Origin of the sequence: Brevundimonas mediterranea (assembly GCF_014196125.1) — a bacterium.
Taxonomy (GTDB): domain Bacteria; phylum Pseudomonadota; class Alphaproteobacteria; order Caulobacterales; family Caulobacteraceae; genus Brevundimonas; species Brevundimonas mediterranea.
The window spans coordinates 50,326-69,159 of record NZ_JACIDA010000001.1; the positions used below are offsets into that span (position 1 = coordinate 50,326).

Annotated in this window: 21 protein-coding genes and 2 riboswitches; of the genes, 12 read left to right on the forward strand and 9 right to left on the reverse strand. The window is 66.8% G+C overall.

Translation table 11 applies throughout. From position 1 onward, the window contains the following. The first annotated feature begins 28 nt into the window (after positions 1-28). From GGR11_RS00220 to GGR11_RS00240, 5 genes are all read left to right on the forward strand, one after another. On the forward strand, positions 29-820 hold the full coding sequence (locus GGR11_RS00220; RefSeq protein ID WP_183194803.1) for an SPOR domain-containing protein: 792 nt from the start codon (positions 29-31) through the stop codon (positions 818-820). Beyond that, positions 817-1,866, forward strand: a complete 1,050-nt coding sequence (nagZ, locus tag GGR11_RS00225; protein ID WP_183194804.1) for a beta-N-acetylhexosaminidase — start codon at positions 817-819, stop codon at positions 1,864-1,866. The genes GGR11_RS00220 and nagZ overlap by 4 nt, the downstream gene beginning before the upstream one ends. Before the next feature lie 54 nt (positions 1,867-1,920). Next, positions 1,921-2,742: a segregation and condensation protein A gene (locus tag GGR11_RS00230; protein ID WP_183194805.1), complete on the forward strand. Its 822-nt coding sequence runs from the start codon at positions 1,921-1,923 to the stop codon at positions 2,740-2,742. A 15-nt stretch (positions 2,743-2,757) separates the two neighbouring features. After that, positions 2,758-3,417, forward strand: a complete 660-nt coding sequence (scpB, locus tag GGR11_RS00235; protein ID WP_183194806.1) for an SMC-Scp complex subunit ScpB — start codon at positions 2,758-2,760, stop codon at positions 3,415-3,417. A gap of 68 nt (positions 3,418-3,485) precedes the next feature. Continuing rightward, complete coding sequence (locus GGR11_RS00240; RefSeq protein WP_183194807.1) at positions 3,486-5,099, forward strand: sensor histidine kinase; 1,614 nt, start codon at positions 3,486-3,488, stop codon at positions 5,097-5,099. Here GGR11_RS00240 and ispH read toward each other — a convergent pair. After that, a complete protein-coding gene (gene ispH / locus GGR11_RS00245) occupies positions 5,071-6,042 on the reverse strand; it encodes a 4-hydroxy-3-methylbut-2-enyl diphosphate reductase (protein WP_183194808.1) in 972 nt (323 codons plus the stop codon). The two genes, GGR11_RS00240 and ispH, sit on opposite strands and share 29 nt — an antisense overlap. A gap of 238 nt (positions 6,043-6,280) precedes the next feature. Here ispH and GGR11_RS00250 point away from each other — a divergent pair, with 238 nt between their 5' ends. The 5 genes from GGR11_RS00250 (at position 6,281) to GGR11_RS00270 (ending at position 8,870) form a co-directional block, all read left to right on the forward strand. Further along, positions 6,281-6,640 (forward strand): AtpZ/AtpI family protein, encoded by a 360-nt coding sequence (locus tag GGR11_RS00250; RefSeq protein WP_008261665.1) that lies wholly within the window; start codon positions 6,281-6,283, stop codon positions 6,638-6,640. Between the two features lie 6 nt (positions 6,641-6,646). Next, a complete protein-coding gene (locus GGR11_RS00255) occupies positions 6,647-7,432 on the forward strand; it encodes a F0F1 ATP synthase subunit A (RefSeq protein WP_183194809.1) in 786 nt (261 codons plus the stop codon). A 57-nt stretch (positions 7,433-7,489) separates the two neighbouring features. After that, the gene (locus tag GGR11_RS00260) at positions 7,490-7,714 is read left to right on the forward strand and encodes a F0F1 ATP synthase subunit C (RefSeq protein ID WP_008261286.1); all 225 of its coding nucleotides are present in this window, start codon (positions 7,490-7,492) and stop codon (positions 7,712-7,714) included. Between the two features lie 68 nt (positions 7,715-7,782). After that, positions 7,783-8,355 carry a F0F1 ATP synthase subunit B family protein gene (locus GGR11_RS00265; protein WP_183194810.1) on the forward strand — a complete coding sequence of 191 codons (573 nt, stop codon included), beginning with the start codon at positions 7,783-7,785 and terminating at the stop codon, positions 8,353-8,355. Continuing rightward, on the forward strand, positions 8,355-8,870 hold the full coding sequence (locus tag GGR11_RS00270; protein WP_183194811.1) for a F0F1 ATP synthase subunit B: 516 nt from the start codon (positions 8,355-8,357) through the stop codon (positions 8,868-8,870). The genes GGR11_RS00265 and GGR11_RS00270 overlap by 1 nt, the downstream gene beginning before the upstream one ends. 75 nt (positions 8,871-8,945) lie before the next feature. Here GGR11_RS00270 and GGR11_RS00275 read toward each other — a convergent pair whose 3' ends face one another. The 6 genes from GGR11_RS00275 to gcvT form a co-directional block, all read right to left on the reverse strand. Continuing rightward, positions 8,946-9,416 carry a DUF6789 family protein gene (locus GGR11_RS00275; RefSeq protein WP_221205056.1) on the reverse strand — a complete coding sequence of 157 codons (471 nt, stop codon included), beginning with the start codon at positions 9,414-9,416 and terminating at the stop codon, positions 8,946-8,948. A 132-nt stretch (positions 9,417-9,548) separates the two neighbouring features. Next, positions 9,549-9,953, reverse strand: a complete 405-nt coding sequence (locus GGR11_RS00280) for a PGPGW domain-containing protein (RefSeq protein WP_246331462.1) — start codon at positions 9,951-9,953, stop codon at positions 9,549-9,551. 275 nt (positions 9,954-10,228) lie between these two features. Next, entirely contained in the window at positions 10,229-11,797 is a 1,569-nt protein-coding gene (gcvPB, locus tag GGR11_RS00285; protein WP_183194812.1) for an aminomethyl-transferring glycine dehydrogenase subunit GcvPB, read from the reverse strand. Between the two features lie 12 nt (positions 11,798-11,809). Then, entirely contained in the window at positions 11,810-13,156 is a 1,347-nt protein-coding gene (gene gcvPA / locus GGR11_RS00290) for an aminomethyl-transferring glycine dehydrogenase subunit GcvPA (RefSeq protein WP_183194813.1), read from the reverse strand. A 65-nt stretch (positions 13,157-13,221) separates the two neighbouring features. After that, the gene (gene gcvH / locus GGR11_RS00295; RefSeq protein WP_183194814.1) at positions 13,222-13,587 is read right to left on the reverse strand and encodes a glycine cleavage system protein GcvH; all 366 of its coding nucleotides are present in this window, start codon (positions 13,585-13,587) and stop codon (positions 13,222-13,224) included. 10 nt (positions 13,588-13,597) lie between these two features. Further along, positions 13,598-14,713, reverse strand: a complete 1,116-nt coding sequence (gene gcvT / locus GGR11_RS00300; RefSeq protein ID WP_183194815.1) for a glycine cleavage system aminomethyltransferase GcvT — start codon at positions 14,711-14,713, stop codon at positions 13,598-13,600. A 55-nt stretch (positions 14,714-14,768) separates the two neighbouring features. Further along, a riboswitch (glycine riboswitch) is annotated at positions 14,769-14,854 on the reverse strand. Between the two features lie 4 nt (positions 14,855-14,858). Beyond that, a riboswitch (glycine riboswitch) is annotated at positions 14,859-14,956 on the reverse strand. Positions 14,957-15,125: 169 nt separating this feature from the next. Between gcvT and GGR11_RS00305 the strand changes: the two genes are divergently transcribed. Both GGR11_RS00305 and pncA read left to right on the forward strand, forming a co-directional pair. After that, positions 15,126-16,097 (forward strand): class 1 fructose-bisphosphatase, encoded by a 972-nt coding sequence (locus GGR11_RS00305; protein ID WP_183194816.1) that lies wholly within the window; start codon positions 15,126-15,128, stop codon positions 16,095-16,097. Then, entirely contained in the window at positions 16,097-16,729 is a 633-nt protein-coding gene (gene pncA / locus GGR11_RS00310) for a bifunctional nicotinamidase/pyrazinamidase (protein ID WP_183194817.1), read from the forward strand. The genes GGR11_RS00305 and pncA overlap by 1 nt, the downstream gene beginning before the upstream one ends. A gap of 194 nt (positions 16,730-16,923) precedes the next feature. Here pncA and GGR11_RS00315 read toward each other — a convergent pair whose 3' ends face one another. Continuing rightward, complete coding sequence (locus GGR11_RS00315; RefSeq protein WP_183194818.1) at positions 16,924-17,934, reverse strand: adenosine deaminase; 1,011 nt, start codon at positions 17,932-17,934, stop codon at positions 16,924-16,926. A gap of 24 nt (positions 17,935-17,958) precedes the next feature. Next, on the reverse strand, positions 17,959-18,717 hold the full coding sequence (locus GGR11_RS00320) for a PIN domain-containing protein (protein WP_183194819.1): 759 nt from the start codon (positions 18,715-18,717) through the stop codon (positions 17,959-17,961). Between the last annotated feature and the right edge of the window lie 117 nt (positions 18,718-18,834).

The following is an 18,834-nucleotide window of genomic DNA, read 5'->3' on the forward strand; positions in this document are numbered from 1 at the left end:
AGCGCCGGACCCACGGCGGAGTGCGACCATGTCTTTCGATGACGAAAACCGACCGGGCCGAGGCGCCTATACGCCCCCGACCGACGACGACCTGCCGTTCCGCCGCAATTCCTATGATCCGCGCAGCGGGGGCGGCGGCCGCAATGTCGGCTCGGGCGGAGGCAAGTCGCCGCCCGTGACCCTGATCGTCAGCGCCGTGATCCTGCTGGTGCTGATCATCGCCGTGATCTTCTTCTATCGCTCAGGCATGCGCGCCTCGACAGACGCGCCGCCCGCCGTGGGCCAGCCCGTCGGCGAGATGAAGACAGCCCCGCCCGTGGACGCCCAGCCGGTGGATCCGGCCGACGGGGTGCGGGTCTATCGCGACGAGGCCGAGACGACCGACGCGCCCGTCACCTTCACCCCCCCTCCCGAGGCGCCCCAGCCGCGTCCGGCCGCGCCGCCCGCCGCCGCCCCGACCGGGCAGGGCTTGCCGCCGGCCAAGGCCGCCCCGGCTGCAACCCCGGCCGCCTCTGCGCCGCGTCCGGCCGCCCCGGCCCCCGCAGCGGCGACGCCTGCGCCGGCCGCCGGCGCCGCCACGGGTTCCGCCTCGGTCCAGATCGGCGCCTTCTCCTCCACCGAGATCGCCGACCGCGAATACGCCGCCGTCGCGGGTCGCTTCGGCCAGTACGCCTCGGGCGCCCAGAAGCGGGTGACCGAGGTCACCTCGTCCAGCGGTTCGACCCTGTACCGCACCACCTTCTCGGGCCTGTCGCGCGAGCGGGCGGTCGCCTTCTGCAACGCCCTGAAGGCCGCCGGACGGGATTGCATCGTTCGGTGACTTCCGCCGCGATCTACGGCTGTGCGGGCCACCGGCTGACGGAGGACGAACGCGCCTTCTTCGCCGAGGCGCGGCCTTGGGGCTTCATCCTGTTCCGGCGCAACATCGACAGCCCGGAGCAGGTGCGGGCCCTGACCGACGACCTGCGGGCCGCCATCGGCGACGCCGACGCCCCCATCCTGATCGATCAGGAAGGCGGGCGGGTCCAGCGGATGGGGCCGCCGCACTGGCCCAAATACCCGCCGGGGGACGCCTATCTGAAGGCGTCGAACGACCTGATGGGCGCGCGAGAACTGGCGCGGCTGGGCGCGCGGCTCATGGCCCATGATCTGCGCGAGGTCGGGATCACCGTCGATCTGCTGCCTGTGCTGGACGTGCCGGTTCCGGGCGCTCATGACATCATCGGCGACCGCGCCTATGGCTGCGATCCGCAGACCGTGGCCCTGCTGGGCCGCGCGGCGGCGGAGGGGCTGCTGGCGGGCGGGGTCCTGCCCTGCATCAAGCACATGCCGGGGCACGGTCGCGCTTTCGCCGACACCCACAAGGACTTGCCGACGGTCCATGCCGATCTGGAGACGCTGGACGCCTGGGATTTCGCACCATTCAAGGCCCTGTCCGACATGCCCATCGGCATGACGGCGCACATCGTCTTCACCGCCATCGATCCTAAACGCCCCGCCACCCAGTCGAAGAAGGCGATCCGGCTTATCCGCGAGCGTCTGGGCTTCGGCGGTTTGCTGCTGTCGGACGATCTGGTGATGAACGCCCTGTCCGGTTCGTTGACCCAGAGGGCGCACAAGGCGCTGAAGGCGGGATGCGACATCGTCATCCACTGGAACGGCGACATGGACGAGATGCGTCAGGTGGCCGAGGGCGTCGGCGCGCTGAAGGGCGGGGCGCTTCGCCGCGCCGAGGCGGCGATGGCACGGATCGTTCGAACGCCGGAGCCGCTAGATCCCGTGGCGGCCCATGAACGCTTCTTCCGCGCAATGGCGGGCAAGACGGACGCGGCCAAGGGGCCGGACGTGGGCGAGGCGCAGGCATGAGCCGCCTGGACCCCATCGGCCTCAAGCAGCGCGAAGCGCGGTAGGCCCAACAAAATGACCGACGCCTTTCAGCCCAATCTGGATTTCAGCGCCGTCGCCGAGGTCGAGGAGCGCGAGGCTTTTGTCGTCGATCTGGACGGCTATGAGGGGCCTTTGCACGTGCTCCTGGCCCTAGCGCGGACGCAGAAGGTCGATCTGCTGAAACTGTCAATCACCCGGCTGGCGGAACAGTATCTGGCCTTCGTGCACGAGGCGCGGCGGCGCAACTTCGCCCTGGCGGCCGACTATCTCGTGATGGCGTCCTGGCTGGCCTATCTGAAATCCCGCCTGCTGCTCCCGCGCACCGAAAAGGACAAGGGCGAGGAGCCGCCGGCCGAGGCCATGGCCGCCGCCCTGGCCTTCCGGCTGCAGAAGCTGGAGGCCATGCGCAAGGCGGTGGACCAGCTTTTGGCCCGGCCCCAGCTGAAGCGCGACGTCTTCACCCGCGGCGACCCCGAGGCGACGGTGATCGTCCCGTCCGACCGGATCGACGCCAGCCTGTATGAGCTGATGAGCGCCTATGTGACCCAGCGCCGGCGCGAAGAGTCGCGGCGCTATTCGCCCGGCCAGCGGGTCGAGGCCTTTCCGCTTGAGGCGGCGCGCGACTGGCTGCGCGAGATCATGCCCCGCCTGGCCGACTGGACCCCGCTGGATCAGGTGGCGCCCCATCGTGACGACGACGAAGGCCCCAGCCAGGCCAGCTATACCGCCTCGACCCTGTCGGCCAGCCTGGAGCTGGTGAAGGAGGGGGCGATGGACATCCGCCAGACGGCGCCGTTCGCGGACCTGTATCTGAAGCGGCGGGGCGGCGGGCATCCACTGGAGCTGACGCCGTGATGCGCGGATATCCCGATGTCTGACCTCTCCTTCCAACCCGACGAGGCCGAGATCGAGCGCCGGGTCGAGGCCCTGCTGTTCGCCGCCGCCGGCCCCCTGAGCGCCGCCGAGATCGCCGCCCGCCTGCCCGAAGGCGCCGACGTCGCCCGCGCCCTGTCGGGTCTGCGCGCGCGGTACGAGGGGCGAGGCGTCGAGCTGGACTGCGTCGCCGACCGCTGGCGGTTCCGCACGGCGGCGGACCTGGCTTTCATGATGACCGAGGAGCGCGAGGAGCCACGTCGACTGTCACGGGCCGCGCTCGAGACCCTGGCCATCATCGCCTATCACCAGCCCGTCACCCGCGCCGAGATCGAGAGCGTGCGCGGCGTCACCCTGTCGAAAGGCACCCTGGACCTGTTGCTGGAGATGGGGTTCGTGCGTCTGCGCGGGCGCCGACGGACGCCGGGCCGGCCCGTCACCTACGCCACCGCCGACCGGTTCCTGGAGCATTTCGGCCTGGCGACCCTGTACGACCTGCCGGGCGTGCAGGAAATGAAGGCGGCGGGCCTGCTGGACCTTTCGCTGCCCGTCGGGTTCGAACTGCCGGATCCCGGCCGAAACGCCGACGTCGATGAGGACAGTCTGACGGGCGAAGAAGACGCGCCCGAGTTTGCTCAGGATTTCGTCGGCGACTAAGGGAAACTGCCTATCATCGTTTTATGATGCCTTAGCTTGTCCTCCCTAACCCTCGGGACATGGGAGAAATGCGCAAGAGATCAGATTCGGCGGGTTACAGGATCATTGTGGTCCTGATGCTGTCAGTGGTCATAGGTACTGTCGGTGTCCTCGCTATAGTCAGCAAGGGTATCGACGCTCATCAGCGGGAAAGGGAAAGAGCCGAAGTCTCCCTGAGACTTTCGCAAGTGCTGGAGACCATCGGCCAGGATCTGGCGCCGACGACGGTCTGGGACGACGCGGTCGAGGAAATGACTGCACCGGCCAATTCCAAATGGTTTGATCGTTTTCTGGGCGGCCTTTACACGAAGCGACACGGCCATTTGGCTACCTTGGGATATGACGACACGGGCCGGCTGATCAGGGTCAATCAGCAAAATCTGGCCCCGCATGCGGATGCCGATAATGCCTTCGTTCTCGCCGCGCGGCCTTTGGTTGAGGAACTCCGTTTGCGCGCCCAGGGACGCGACCGATCAACTCACGCCCAGGCGGCGGTTCAGTTCAAGTCGGCCTTCATCGATATTGACGGCACGATCTATGTGATCGGCGTATCGACCCTGGTTCGTCACACGGCCAACGGCCCAACGCCCGAGGCTGATCCCATGGTCGCCTCGTTCAAGTCCTTCGACGCGGAACTCGAATGGCTGAGGTCCCGGCTGGGCGCCAGTGGCGCGCATTTCCAACCGGGATCCGCGCCGCCGCCCGAAGGAATGATCGGCGTGGCGATGCTGGATGCGGCCGGCGCGCCTCTGGGTCAGGTCGTCTGGACGCCCCAGCGGCCGGGCCACAAAATTCTTACTCAAGCGCTTCCGCTGTTGATGTTGATGATGGGACTGTTGGCGGTGGGTGGAGGTCTTCTGTTGTGGCGGATGGCGCGGCATGTGCGTCGGCTCCGCGCTTCCGAGGCTGCACTGTTCGGCGCACTCGAACGGGCCGAAGCGGCGAATGCGGCCAAGACCCGCTTCCTGTCAAACGTCAGCCACGAGCTGCGGACACCTTTGAACGGGGTTCTGGGAATGGCCGAGATCCTCAGCCAGGACGAGTTGACGGCCAAGCAACGCGAGCGATTGGATATCCTCAAGACGTCCGGCTACCAGCAACTCAGGTTGATCGAGGAGCTTCTGGACGTCGTCAGGCTGGGCGACGGCGCGGTGAAATTGATCGATCAGCCGTTCCGACCGGACGTCCTTCTGCGTCGCTTGGCCACAGATCATCGCGGAGCCGCCGCCGCCAAGGGGCTGACGCTGACCGTGGAGGCTGTGAGGGGCGAGTGGATAGGCGACTCCGTTCATCTCCAGAAACTGTTGACGGCCCTTGTTCACAACGCGGTTCGCTTCACCCCTCGCGGCAGCGTGATCCTGCGTGCTCTCGATCAGGACGGACTGGTTTTCGAGGTGCAGGACACCGGACCCGGCATGGCACGGGTGGAGGTTGACCGTCTCTTCAATCCCTTCGCGCAGGGGGACGAGAGCCATACACGTGTCGCCGAAGGACTGGGACTTGGTCTGACTGCGGCCAATGGTCTGGCGCAACTGATGGGCGGGCGGATCGAGGTGGACAGCACGCCCGGCGTCGGCAGCCTGTTCCGCGTGGTTCTGCCGCTTGAACGCGCGCTCAGTTCGTCAGAAGCCGAGGCAGCTTGAAGGTCACTGTCTCGCGCGCGCCGCCGTCCTCGGTGACGGTGGCGTCGAACCGTTCGGCGATGGCGTCCACCAGGGCGGCGATCAGCGGTTCGGGGGCCGAGGCGCCGGCGGTGACGCCCACCGTCTGAACCCCGTCGAACCAGCTCCAGTCCACCTGGGAGGCGTCGTCGACCAGTCGGGCGTCACGGGCGCCGGCGCGCATCGCCACCTCGACCAGCCGGGCCGAGTTGGACGAGTTCTTGGACCCGACCACCAGCACCAGCTCGCACCCTTCACCCAGCACCTTGACTGCGTCCTGGCGGTTGGTGGTGGCGTAGCAGATGTCTTCCTTGTGCGGATCGGGCAGTTCGGGGAAGCGCCGCTTCAGCACCTTCAATATGCCCGCCGTGTCGTCGACCGACAGGGTCGTCTGGGTCGCATAGGCCAGGGGGGCGTCGCCGGGGCGTTCGAACGATTCGGCGTCGGCCTCGGTCTCGATCAGGCTGATGGCGCCCGGCGGCAGTTGGCCCATGGTGCCGATCACCTCGGGGTGGCCGGCATGGCCGATCAGGATGATGTGGCGGCCTGCGGCATGATGACGCTCGGCCTCGACATGGACCTTGGACACCAGGGGGCAGGTGGCGTCGAGGAATAGAAGCTGCCGCGCCTGGGCGTTGGCGGGCACGGACTTGGGCACGCCGTGGGCCGAAAAGACGACGGGCCGGTCGTCCGGGCATTCGTCCAGTTCCTTGACGAACACGGCCCCCATGGCCTTCAGCCGCTCGACCACATGGCGGTTATGGACGATCTCGTGGCGCACATAGACGGGGGCGCCGAACTTCTCGATGGCCCGCTCGACGATCTGGATCGCCCGGTCCACCCCGGCGCAAAAGCCGCGCGGCGTCGCCAGCCGCACCGCGATGGGGCGGCGTTCGGGCGAGGGGGAGGGGACGTGCATGTTCATGGGCGCCAACCTAGTCGTTCGCGCGTCATATCGCCATGCGGAGCGACCGAATCCCCGCCTTTAGACAGCGACGCATCGCCACGGTCAGGCCTCGTCCGGCGAAAATCGAGCTCGAACAAAGATTTAGCCCGCATTCACGACGCCTTGACCTCTTGGCCGCTCACGATTAGTTTCCGCGCCGAATTCAGACCCGCCCAAACACATTGTTTGAGCTCTGAGAGCACAGGTCCTGTCCCCCATGTCGGAATCGCGCGAAGAGGCGATCAAACGCCTCCAAGACAGCGCATCCGCATTGGAGGCGCGGACCACGGTGGAGAAATCCGCCGAGCTGACCGGCCATCAGGTGTCGGGTCAGGCCTACAAGATCATCGCCGAGCTTCTCGGCGGCGTGTTTGTGGGTCTTGCGGCGGGTTTCATCGCGGACTGGGTCTTCGGGACCCGTCCGTGGGGTTTGATCGGCGGGGTCCTGTTGGGCTTCGCCTTGTCGATTTACATGGCGCGTCGCACAGCCAACCGGCTGATGGCGCAGGCCAAGGCGTTAGGGACGTCGGCTCCGGCCGATCCTTACGTCGAGGCCGACGAAGACGGGGAACGATAGGGCTTCATGGCCGATCCGATTCATCAGTTTCAGATTCAGAAGGTCATCGACCTTCCTGACGTGACCCTGCCTGTCCTGGGAACGGTCGATCTGGCCGTGACCAATTCGCATATCGCGATGACGGCCGCTTTCGTCGTGATCGTCGGCTTCCTGGCCGCTGTGACCTCGAACGCGCAGGTCGTGCCGGGTCGTCTGCAGGCTGCCGGCGAAGGGCTGTTCGGCCTGATCGACAACCTGGCCGATTCCATCATCGGCCAGGAAGGCCGCAAGTATTTCCCGTTCGTCTTCACCCTGTTCATGCTGATCCTGGGCATGAACATCCTGGGTCTGTTCCTGACCTTCACGGCGACGTCGCAGCTGGCCATCACGGTCACCTTCGCCCTGATCACCTTTGGTCTGGTGCTGGTCGTCGGTTTCGCCAAGAACGGCCTGGGCTTCTTCAAGCTGTTCTGGCCCATGGGCGCGCCGCTGGCGCTGCGCCCGGTCGTCGGCCTGATCGAGTTCGTCTCCTTCCTGCTGCGTCCGGTCACCCTGGCGCTTCGTCTGTTCGGCAACATGCTGGGCGGCCACGTCGCGCTGAAGATCTTCGCCGGCTTCGTCGTGTCCCTTGGCCTGCTGGGCCTGGGCGGCGGCATCGGCCTGCTGGCCTTCCCGGTCGCGGCCCTGTCGCTGGGCATGGTCGTCGCCCTGACCGCGCTGGAGTTTCTCGTGGCCTTCCTTCAGGCCTTCGTCTTCGCCGTTCTGGCCTGCATCTATCTGAATGATGTGGTCAACCTGGACCACGCCCACTAAGGGCAGGCTCAGTCTCTTCACCCCAACCACCAACGACTTTAATCTAGGAATACAATCATGGACGCTGAAGCCGCCAAGTACATCGGTGCCGGTCTCGCAACCCTGGGCATGATCGGTTCGGCCCTGGGCGTGGGCAACATCTTCGGTCAGTTCCTGGCCGGCGCCCTGCGCAACCCGTCGGCCGCCGCCGGCCAAGTCGGCAACCTGTTCGTGGGCGCCGCCCTTGCCGAAGCCCTGGGCATCCTGGCCTTCGTGCTCGGCATCCTGATGATCTTCGGCTGATATCAGCCGATAACGGCGCGCGGGGTTCGCCCGCGCGCCGCTTCATCTGATTCTGCAGCAGACGGTTCATGGCCAGCACCCACACCAATCATGCGGTTCCGGCTTCGGTCGAAGCGGACCTGCACGCCGAGACGGCGACCGCCGCCGAGCACGGCTCGGGCGGCCTGCCGCAATTCCAGTTCGAACACTGGGCGGGCCAGATCGGCTATCTGCTGATCCTGTTCGTCATCCTGTACGTCCTGGTCTCCAAGGTCTTCGCGCCGCGCCTTCGCAAGGTGATGGACGAGCGGGCCGATACGATTTCCAACGCCGTCGCCACCGCGCGTCAGGTTCAGGCCGAGGCCGCCGAACAGGCCGCCCTGGCTCAGGCCGAGGTCGCCAAGGCTCGCGCCGACGCCCGCGCCATGGCCGCCGCCGCCAAGGCCCACGTGACGGAAGACGCCAACAGCCGTCAGGCCGCTGAAGAAGCCGTGGTCAACGCCCGCATCGCCGAGGCCGAGACCGCCATCGGCAAGACGCGCGATGCGGCCATGGCCAATGTCGCAACCATCGCCTCCGACGCCGCCGCCGCCATGGTCGAGCGCCTGACCGGCAAGGCCGCCACCTCGGCCGAACTGGCTACGGCCAAGGGAGCCGTCTGATGAACCTCATCTTCGAACACGGCATCTGGAGCTTCGCCAATGCGGAGATCTGGGTCGGGATCGGCCTGCTGATCTTCTTCGGCATCCTGATCGCCGCCGGCGTGCCCAAGATCGCCGCCGCCCAGCTGGACGCCAAGGGCGCCAAGATCCAGGCCGACCTGGACGAGGCCGCCCGTTTGCGCGCCGAGGCCGAGGCCCTGCTGGTCCAGATCCGCAAGGAAAAGGCCGAGGCCGAGGCTCAGGCCGCCGAGATGATGGCTCAGGCGGAAGCCGACGCCCGTCGTCTGGAAGTCGAGTCCAAGGCCAAGCTGGAAGAGACTCTGGCCCGTCGCCAGAAGATGGCCGAGACCCGCATCGCCCAAGCGGAGGCTCAGGCCTCGGCCGAGGTCAAGGCCGCCGCCGCCGACCTGGCCGCCAAGGCTGCGGAACAGATCCTGGCCGCCCGCCTCGCCGGCGGCGCCAAGGACCCGCTGCTGGACGCCGCCATCGCCCAGATCGGCGATCGCCTGAACTGAGAACGGCCTCTTGGCCGAACAAAAAAAGGCCCCCGGCGTCGCTGGGGGCCTTTTCTTATGTCTTGAGGCTCGCTTTCAGTGGGCGGTGGCTCCGCCCATGAAGTGCGCCGCGTGCCGCTTCTCGCGGGTCACCAGTCGGGCATAGACATTGCCCAGCACGATGCCGAACACCGCATGGGTGATCAGCAGCCATCCGAAGGTGCCGAAGCCGGCCGCTGCGGTGAAGGTTCGGTAGTCTCCGAACATCATGATGGCGCCCATCATCACCACCCACGCCCCGACGGCGAAGACAATGCCCTTGGTCTCGGGAGTGTCGGTGGGCAGGCGGGGACACAGCACGCCGAACAGCGGCCCCAGGATGAAGACCCCGCTGACGGCATGGATCGCCCAGCCGACGGCCATGTTGCCGGGCATGCCGATCATGGTGGCGATCACCCCCTGGAAGGGGTCGAACCAGTTCAGGAACAGATTGGGTATTTCAAGCAAGGAAACGGCGATGGTGGCGGCGAGACCCGCAATCATGCCCTTTTTTACGCGTGACATCATGACCTTAGCGCCTCCCAACGCATTGGTGGTTCTCTGATAACGCCCCGGCAGAATACGCCTGTAGAGGGAGAAGGGCGTTCACGATGATGTGGTTAGCAGTTGCGACACCGCAACCGCGAGAACGTCAGTCAACTAGCGGAAAAGCTTCCGGAAATACCGACGAAGCATCTTCCGCGCCCGGATCAGGCGACGACGAGGTCTCTTAAGCACGATCTTTTCCGCACGCAGGGCCTGTTGCCAGAAGACCGGGGCGAACTCGGGCTTCTTCCGCATGAGTCGACGGAAGGGATAGACCCATTTCGGCCGGGCGTACTGGGCGCGAATGAACTGGCGCTTGGCCCAGAAGGAGCTCTTCAGGATCAGCATCAGGCCGACGGCGATGACGGGAATGCCGCCCGGACCGGGCAGGGGCGCAATCAGAATGCCCAGAAGCACCACGAAAAGCCCGCCGACCATCAAGGCCCAACGCTTGAGCGCGCGCAGGGTGCGGCTGCGCGAACGGAAGGACGGAAGGCGGATCGCAGTTGCGAAGGTCAAGACGGCGCCAGACGAAAAGGGAGGAGACCCAGTGACAACGATCGTCACGGCCGCTCGATCCCGGTTGGGGAGGGGAAAGAGCAACCGTGGCCAACCTGCCACAGCGACCTTAAGACTGTGTGTCCATGGCCGATCCGTGTCTGCGATGTGAAGCTTTGGTCATGATTGACCAAGGGTTCACGGCTGTTGCCGTCAGGACACGATACAGGGCGGTCGCCCTCTTACGTTGTCATCCTCGCCCTTGTGGCGAGGATGACGGGGCTTTGTTGAAGCCCTTAAGCCGCCTGGTTCGAGCCCGCCGGCGCGGACCAGCGCAACACCGGGGAGCGGGCGGCGCGGGTCTCGTCCAGGCGTTTCAGCGGCGCATGGAAGGGCGCACCCTTGAAGCGATCGACGTCGCCGGCTTTCGCGGCTTCGGCCAACAGACGCATGGCGTGGATGAAGCGATCCAGTTCGGCCTTGGATTCGGTCTCCGTCGGCTCGATCAGCATGGCGCCGTGGACGACCAGGGGGAAATACATGGTCATCGGGTGGAAGCCCTCGTCGATCATCGCCTTGGCGAAGTCGAGCGTGGTGATGTCCGTGCCCTTCAGCCACTCGTCGTCGAACAGGGCCTCGTGCATGCAAGGGCCGTCGGGGAAGGCCGCGCTCATCAGGTCCGACAGGCGGGCCTTGATATAGTTGGCGTTCAGCACGGCATCCTCGGCGACCTGACGCAGGCCGTCGGCGCCGTGCGACATCATGTAGGACAGGGCGCGGACATACATGCCCATCTGGCCCTGGAAGGCGCACAGACGGCCGAAGGCCTGAACCGCCTCGTCCTCCTCGCGCTCGATCAGGCGATAGCCGTCGGCGTCGTGCACGACCCAGGGGGCCGGGGCGAAGGGCGCCAGGGCTTCCGACAGGACCACCGGACCCGCGCCCGGCCCGCCGCCGCCGTGCGGCGTCGAGAAGGTCTTGTGGAGGTTGATGTGCATCGCATCCACGCCCAGATCGCCCGGACGCACCCGGCCGACGATGGCGTTGAAGTTGGCGCCGTCGCAGTAGAAATAGGCGCCGGCTTCGTGGGTCAGGCGGCTGATCTCCAGGATGTCGCGCTCGAACAGGCCGCAGGTGTTGGGGTTGGTCACCATGATGGCGGCGACGTCGTCGCCCAGCTTGGACGCCAAGTCCGCCACGTCCACGCGGCCGTCTTCGGTCTGGGCGACCTCGACGACGGTGTAGCCGACGAAGGCGGCCGTGGCCGGGTTGGTGCCGTGGGCGCTGGTGGGCACCAGAACCTTGCGGCGCTTCTCATGCTGGCGCGAGGCCTCGTGGGCGGCGCGGATAGCCATCAGACCGCACAGTTCGCCGTGCGCGCCGGCCTTGGGCGACAGGGCGACGGCGGGCATGCCGGTCAGGGTCTTCAGCCAGTGGGCCAGCGTATCCATCAGCTCCAGCGCGCCCTGCACCGTCGAGATCGGCTGCAGCGGATGGATGTCCGAGAAACCGGCCAGGCGGGCCATCTTCTCGTTCAGGCGCGGGTTGTGCTTCATCGTGCACGAGCCCAGCGGATAGATGGCCAGGTCGATGGCGTGGTTCTTCTGGCTCAGGCGCACATAGTGGCGCATGGCCTCGGGCTCCGACAGGCCGGGCAGGCCGATCGGATCCTTGCGGACCAGGTCGCCCAGGTCCGAGCCGTCCGTCTTGGGCTCAGCCAGATCGACGCCGGTCTTGCCCCAGCCGTCGCCCTCGAAGATCAGGGCTTCGTTCTGCAACAGGCCCCGGCCGCCCGTCAGGGTGGCGGGCTTCGAAGCGACTTCGTTCGGGGCGGTCGGGCGGCCGACAGTGTTCATGGTGCTCATGGTCAGTATCCCTTACGCGCCGAGGACTTTGGAGAGCGACTTGGCGAGGATCTGGATGTCGACATCCAGGGTGGTCTCGGTCGCGGCGACCAGCAGGACGTCGTCCATGCCGGCGTCGGGGGCCAGGCGGCTGTAGGGCACGCCGGCCAGCACATGGTGGTCGGCCAGGGTCGAGACGACCTCGGCGGCATTCTTGGGCAGGCGTACCGCGAACTCGTTGAAGAAGCGCGAGGTCAGGATTTCGACGCCCGGAATGGCGGCCAGGGCGTCGCGCGTGGCCATAGCCTTCTCATGGTTCAGCAGGGCCAGTTTGCGCAGGCCCGTCTCGCCCAGCAGGCTCATGTGGATGGTGAAGGCCAGGGTGCAGAGGCCGGAATTGGTGCAGATGTTCGAGGTCGCCTTGTCCCGGCGGATATGCTGTTCGCGCGTCGACAGGGTCAGGACGAAGCCGCGTTCGCCGTCGGCGTCCACGGTCTCGCCGGTCAGGCGGCCGGGCATCTGGCGGATCAGCTTCTCGCGGGTGGCGAACAGGCCGACATAGGGACCGCCGAAGTTCAGCGCGTTGCCGATCGACTGGCCCTCGGCCGCGACGATGTCGGCGCCCATCTCGCCGGGCGACTTCAGCAGGCCCATCGACACGGCCTCGGTGACCACGACGATCAGCAGGGCGCCGGCGGCATGGGCGGCCTCGGCGATCTTGGTCACATCCGTCGCCGTGCCGAAGACGTTCGGGGTCTGGACGACGACGCAGGCCGTGTCTGGACCGATCTGGTCGATCACGGCGGCCTCGGCGTCAAACGCCGGGGCCAGGACCTGGGTCTCGACGCCGACGGCGTGGACCACGGTCTCGGTCGCCTTGACGTAGTGGGGATGGACGCCGCCCGAGATCACCGCCTTGTTGCGGCGGGTCACGCGGGTCGCCATCAGCACGCCCTCGGCCATGGCGGTGGACCCGTCATAGAGCGAGGCGTTGGCCACCGGCATGCCGGTCAGGTTCGCGACCTGGGTCTGGAACTCGTACAGGTACTGCAGGGTCCCTTGCGCGATTTCCGGCTGGTAGGGGGTGTAGCTGGTCAGGAATTCCGACCGCTGGATCACGTGATCCACCGTCGCCGGGACATGGTGCTTGTAGGCCCCTGCGCCGCAGAAGAAGGGCGTGGCGCCGGCCGTGGCGTTCTTGGCCGCCATGGCGGACAGGGCGCGTTCGACCTCCATCTCGCCGGCCACGCGGGGCAGGTCCACCGGCCCGTCCAGCCGCGCCGCCTCGGGCACGTCCACGAACAGGTCGTCGATCGATTTCGCGCCGATGGCGGCTAGCATCGCCGTGCGGTCGTCGGGCGTCAGGGGGAGATAACGCATGGTCTTGTCCTGGGCCGTGAAAGGCCGAAGACCCGCCGACTCTTAATCAGCGGGTCCGATGGGGCTTAGAGGGTGGCGAGGAAGGCGTCGTAGGCGGCCTGGTCCATCAGGGCGTCCAGTTCGGCGGCATCCGACACCTTGATCTTGGCGAACCAGCCGTCGGCCTGCGGGGCCGAGTTGACCGTTTCCGGCGCGGTCGACAGGGCGTCGTTGGCCTCGACCACTTCGCCCGAGACGGGGGCGTAGACGTCCGACGCGGCCTTGACGCTCTCGACCACGGCGAAGCTGGCGCCCTTGGCGACGGTCTTGCCGACCTCGGGCACTTCCACGAACACCACGTCGCCCAGGGCGTCGGCGGCGTGCTTCGAGATGCCAACGGTGGCGATGTCGCCGTCCAGGCTGACCCACTCGTGATCCTTGGTGAACTTCATGATCTGATCCTCAGACGGTCTTCGGTTTGCGATAATAGCGTTGCGCCACGAAGGGCATGGCGACGACTTCGGCGGCGGCGGTCTTGCCGCGCACGATGACCTTCAGGTCCGCGCCTAGCGCGGCATAGGCCGGCGGCACGAAGCCCATGGCGATGTTCTTGCCCAGCGTAGGGGAGGGGCCGCCCGAGGTGACCTTGCCGATGACGTTACCGTCCATGTCGGCGATCTCGGCGCCTTCGCGGGCCGGGGCGCCTTCCTTGACGATCAGGCCGACGCGGACGCGCGAAGGACCGTCGGCCAGTTCCTTCAGGATGCGGTCGGCGCCGTTGAAATCTGCGCGCTCCTTGCGGGACTTGGACAGGGCGAAGGTCAGCGCCCCTTCGACCGGGCTGGTCGTCGGGTCGATGTCATGGCCGTGCAGCGGCAGGCCGGCTTCCAGGCGCAGGCTGTCGCGGGCGCCCAGGCCGATCGGCTTGACGCGGGCGTCTTCCAGAATCGTGTTCCAGACCCGCTCGGCCTGATCCGCCGGCACCGAAATCTCATAGCCGTCCTCGCCGGTATAGCCCGAACGCGAGACATAGCAGTCGACGCCGAACAGCATCAGCCGGGCGCATTCCATGAAGCCCATCTCGGCCAGGATCGGCTCATGCGCGGCCATGACTTCGGCGGCTTCCGGCCCCTGGATGGCGATCAAGGCGCGGTCCAGCACCGTCAGCTTGGCGTCGCCTTCCAGGTTCGCCTCCCAGAAGGCGAAGTCCTCGTCCTTGTTGCCTGCGTTGACGACGACGAACAGGCCGTCGTGGTCGGGGCGGCCGGCCATCAGGTCGTCGATGATCCCGCCGTCCTTGTTCAGCAGCAGGGAGTATTTCTGTTTGCCGGCCTTCAGGATTTCATAGTCGCCGGGCACGAACCGTTCGAACTGGGCGGTGGCGTCCTCGCCGGTGATCTTGCACTGGCCCATGTGCGACACGTCGAACAGGCCGGCGTGTTCGCGGGTCCAGCGGTGCTCAGCCAGCACGCCTTCATACTGAACTGGCATGTCATAGCCGCCGAAGCCCACCATCCGGGCCCCCAGGGCGCGGTGCGCGGCGTTCAGGGGCGTGGTCTTCAGGACTTGGTCGGTCATGGTTCAGGCTTTCACGGTCGCGTTTGGTGGCGGAGCTCCGCCGTCTTCGCGCCCCCGCTGTCCTGAAGCCTGAGAGATTCCGGCGACCAAATCATGTCGCCTTGCTCCGTCGGCGCGCCCGTAAAGAGCGACTTTCCAGCGTCCGTATGCTGTCGCGGTCCGTTTGCCTGAGCGTTTCCGGGGCGGTTGCGCCTTCGGCGTCGAGCCTAGTTTCCCAGTCCCGAACTCTCCCGCGAGAGCATCCGACCTAAGCCACCGACTCCGGCTCCAAGTCAAGCGTCGTCGGCTTTTGCAGGCGGTGTGGCGGCGTCATTATCAGCGTTGGTCTCGCCGGTTGACGCGTGGCCCTTGCCCTTACGCCGTCGGCCCGCCAAGAACAGTGCGACGCTTCCAGCCGCACCGGACCGACCGCATGACCGCCGACCGCACCCGCCTCGACGCCCATATCGCCGCCCTGGACGCGCCCGAGGGGCTGAAGACGGTCCTGACCGTCGTCGCCGCCACCTGTGCGGACATCAGCAAGGTCGTCGCCGGCGGCGCTCTGGCCGGGGCCCTGGGCGTTTCGGGCCAGATCAACGTCCAGGACGAGGAGCAGAAGAAGCTCGACGTCATGACCAATGACATGCTGACCGACGCCCTTCTGGCCAGCCCCGCCGTCGCCGGCGTCGCTTCCGAGGAAATGGACGAGGTCCAGCCGTCGGCCCATTCGACCGGCGACTATCTGGTCCTGTTCGACCCGCTGGACGGCTCGTCCAACATCGACATCAACGCCATGGTCGGGACCATCGTCTCGGTGCTCAAGTCCGCGACGCCTTCGCCGACCGAAGCCGACTTCATGCAGCCGGGCCGCAACCAGGTCGCGGCCCTCTATGCGCTGTACGGCCCCCAGACCATGCTGGTCCTGACGACCGGCGCCGGGGTGAAGGGGTTCACCCTGTCGAACGACGGCGACTGGATCCTGACCCACGACGACATCGCCATATCGCCGGACACCAAGGAGTTCGCCATCAACATGTCGAACCTGCGCCACTGGTCCGAGCCGGTGCAGACCTATGTCGGCGACCTGCTGAAAGGCGAAGAGGGGCCGCGCGGCAAGAACTTCAACATGCGCTGGGTCGCGGCCATGGTGGCGGACGTCCACCGCATCCTGATGCGCGGCGGCGTCTTCCTGTACCCGTGGGACAGCCGCGAGCCGAACAAGCCCGGCAAGCTGCGCCTGATGTACGAAGGCAATCCGATGGCCTTCCTGGTTGAACAGGCCGGGGGCAAGGCGACGACGGACGGGACGCAGCCCATCCTGGACATCCAGCCCGAGCACCTGCACCAGCGCATCCCCGTCGCCTTGGGCTCGGCCAACGAGATCGACGCCTACGCGGGCGTGTGATGCAGATCGCCGCCACAGACGCCCTACTGGTCATCGATCCGCAGAACGATTTCTGCGAGGGCGGTAGCCTGGCGGTAGCAGGCGGGGCGGGGATCATGCCGGTGATCAACCAGCTGGCCGAACGGTTCGCCCGGGTGATCCTGACCCAGGACTGGCACACGCCGGACCAGATCAGCTTCGCCTCCAACCACCCCGGCGTGGCCCCCTTCACCGAGATCGAGGTCGCCTACGGCCGTCAGATGCTGTGGCCGGATCACTGTATCCAGGGTTCGCCCGGCGCCGACTTCCATCCCGACGTCGCGCCCACGGTGCAAAAGGCGCTGGCGGTGATCCGCAAGGGCTACAATCCGGCGGTCGATTCCTATTCAGGCTTCTTCGAGAACGACCATCGCACCCCGACGGGCCTGGCCGGCCTGTTGCGCGATCTGGGCGTGACCCGCGTCTTCCTCGCGGGCCTGGCCTTCGACTACTGTGTCCGCTTCACCGCCGAAGATGCGGTCCGCGAAGGCTTCGAGGCCGTGGTCGTCTCCGACGCCAGCCGCGCCATCGCGCCGCACAGCGAGGCGGCGGCGCGGGACAGTTTCCGGGGGCTGGGGGGGACGGAGATCGAGGCCGCAGCCCTTTTCGGCTGACCCTCCTTCTTCCTTTCGTCATTCCGGGCGTAGCGCAGCGGAGACCCGGAACCCAGCGGCGCGCGTGAGCGCGAACCTGTCGCGGACAAGCTATTCCAGCATCGTGCGGCGGCCCCATTTCGCCTTCGGCGCCGCTGGGTTCCGGGTCTTCGGGCCAAGCGGCCCTTCGCCCGGAATGACGAAAGGGGACGGAGTCAGCCCGCCTTGGCGTAGGCCTCCACCTCCGCCACGAACGCCGCCTTCTCCGCCTCGCCCAGGAACGACCCCTCGAAACTGTTCCGCGCCAGCAGCGTCACCTGATCCTTCGTCAGCCCCACCGCCGCCGCCAGCCGGCTGTAGTTGTCGTTCACATACCCCCCGAAATAGGACGGGTCGTCCGAGTTCAGGGTGACGTGCAGGCCCCGGCGCAGCATCTCCGGCACGGGATGATCTTTCAGGTCGTTCACCACGCACAGTTTCAGGTTCGACAGCGGGCAGACGGTCAGGGTCATCTGCTCGCGCGCCAGCCGCTCGACCAGGGCCTCGTCCTCCATCGAGCGATTGCCGTGGTCCATCCGGTCGATGTGCAGCAGGTCCAGCGCCTCGTGGACATAGGCGGGCGGGCCTTCCTCGCCGGCGTGGGCGCACAGTTTCAGGCCCAGGTCGCGGGCGGCGGCGAAGACGCGCTGGAACTTGGACGGCGGATGGCCGACCTCCGACGAATCCAGCCCCACCCCGATGAAATGATGCAGATAAGGCTTGGCCGCCTCCAGGGTCGCAAACGCCTCGTCCTCGGTCAGGTGACGCAGGAAGCTGAGGATCAGGCCCGAACTGACGCCCAGTTCCGCCTTGGCCCGGTCCATCCCCGCGATCAGCCCCTCGACCACCACGCCGAAGGCCACGCCCCGGTCGGTATGGGTCTGGGGATCGAAGAAGATCTCGGCGTGGCGCACGTTATCGGCGGCCGCCCGCTGGAAATAGGCGAAGGCCAGATCCTCGAAATCCTTGCGCGTCAGCAGCACGGCGGCCCCGGCGTAATAGATGTCCAGGAAATCCTGCAGGTTCGAGAAATCATAGGCCGCCCGCACCGCCTCGACGCTGTCATAGGGAATCGACACCCCGTTGCGCTGCGCCAGCTCGAACATCAGCTCCGGCTCCAGCGAGCCCTCGATGTGCAGGTGCAGTTCAGCCTTGGGCAGGCCGGCGATATAGGCGTCTAGCGACATGGAGCATCCTTCGGAGGGAAGGGGTCAATTCGACACCACCAGCCGCAGATGTCCAGCCTTGGTCTTTCCGGCGTCGTCGTTGGGCGGCGGATCGGGCGGCGGGGGCAGGCTGGGACGGGCGCTCCAGGCCTCGGGCCGTTCGATCCAGCCCTTGGCCGTCTTAAGTCGGTCAGGCAGCATGGACTGGGCCAGCAGATTGGACCCGACGCCCACCAGTTCGTCGGTCCAGTTGGCGATCTGGCGGTTATGCATCCGGCCGGGCGGGGCGACGCTGACGATCCGCTTGTCCGGATAGGCCTCGCGCACGAACCGCACCGTCGCCGCATGGTCCCCGTCGGTGGTCAACAGATAGACGCTATCGACCCGGTTCGCCGCCACATCGTCCGCCACCGCCAGGGCCAGGTTGACGTCGCTCTGTTTCTCCGTCGCCGAACTCCAGCCGTGGCCACAGGCGCGGCAATGTTCGCCGTGGACGACGAAATGGCCCATCAGACAGCGCACGCGCCGGGCTCTCAGCGCCGTCTCATAGCGGAACAGCGCCTCCATCCGCGCCCGAGCCTGGGGCTTGTGCGCGCTGACCCAGACGACGCCGGTCAGCCGCTCCATCGGATCGATCAGCCCCCGCCCCAGGGCCTGCAGATCCAGCCACAACCATTCTCGCCGCTTCTGGTCCAGCAGGGCGTGAAACAGGTTATAGCCGTCGACATAGAGGACGGCGCGGCGTTTCAGGAACGGCGGCGTGAAATCGCCGGGACCGATGCCGCGAACGGCCCCATCGGCCATGCGAATGCGTCCCTGATGCTGACCGTAGGGTTTCCCCATCCGTCGTCCGCCCCCTGTCCCCCGTAAAGGTTAATCAGAGGAGCGCAGCGGAGTCCGCGTCTTTCAGGTCACAGAACG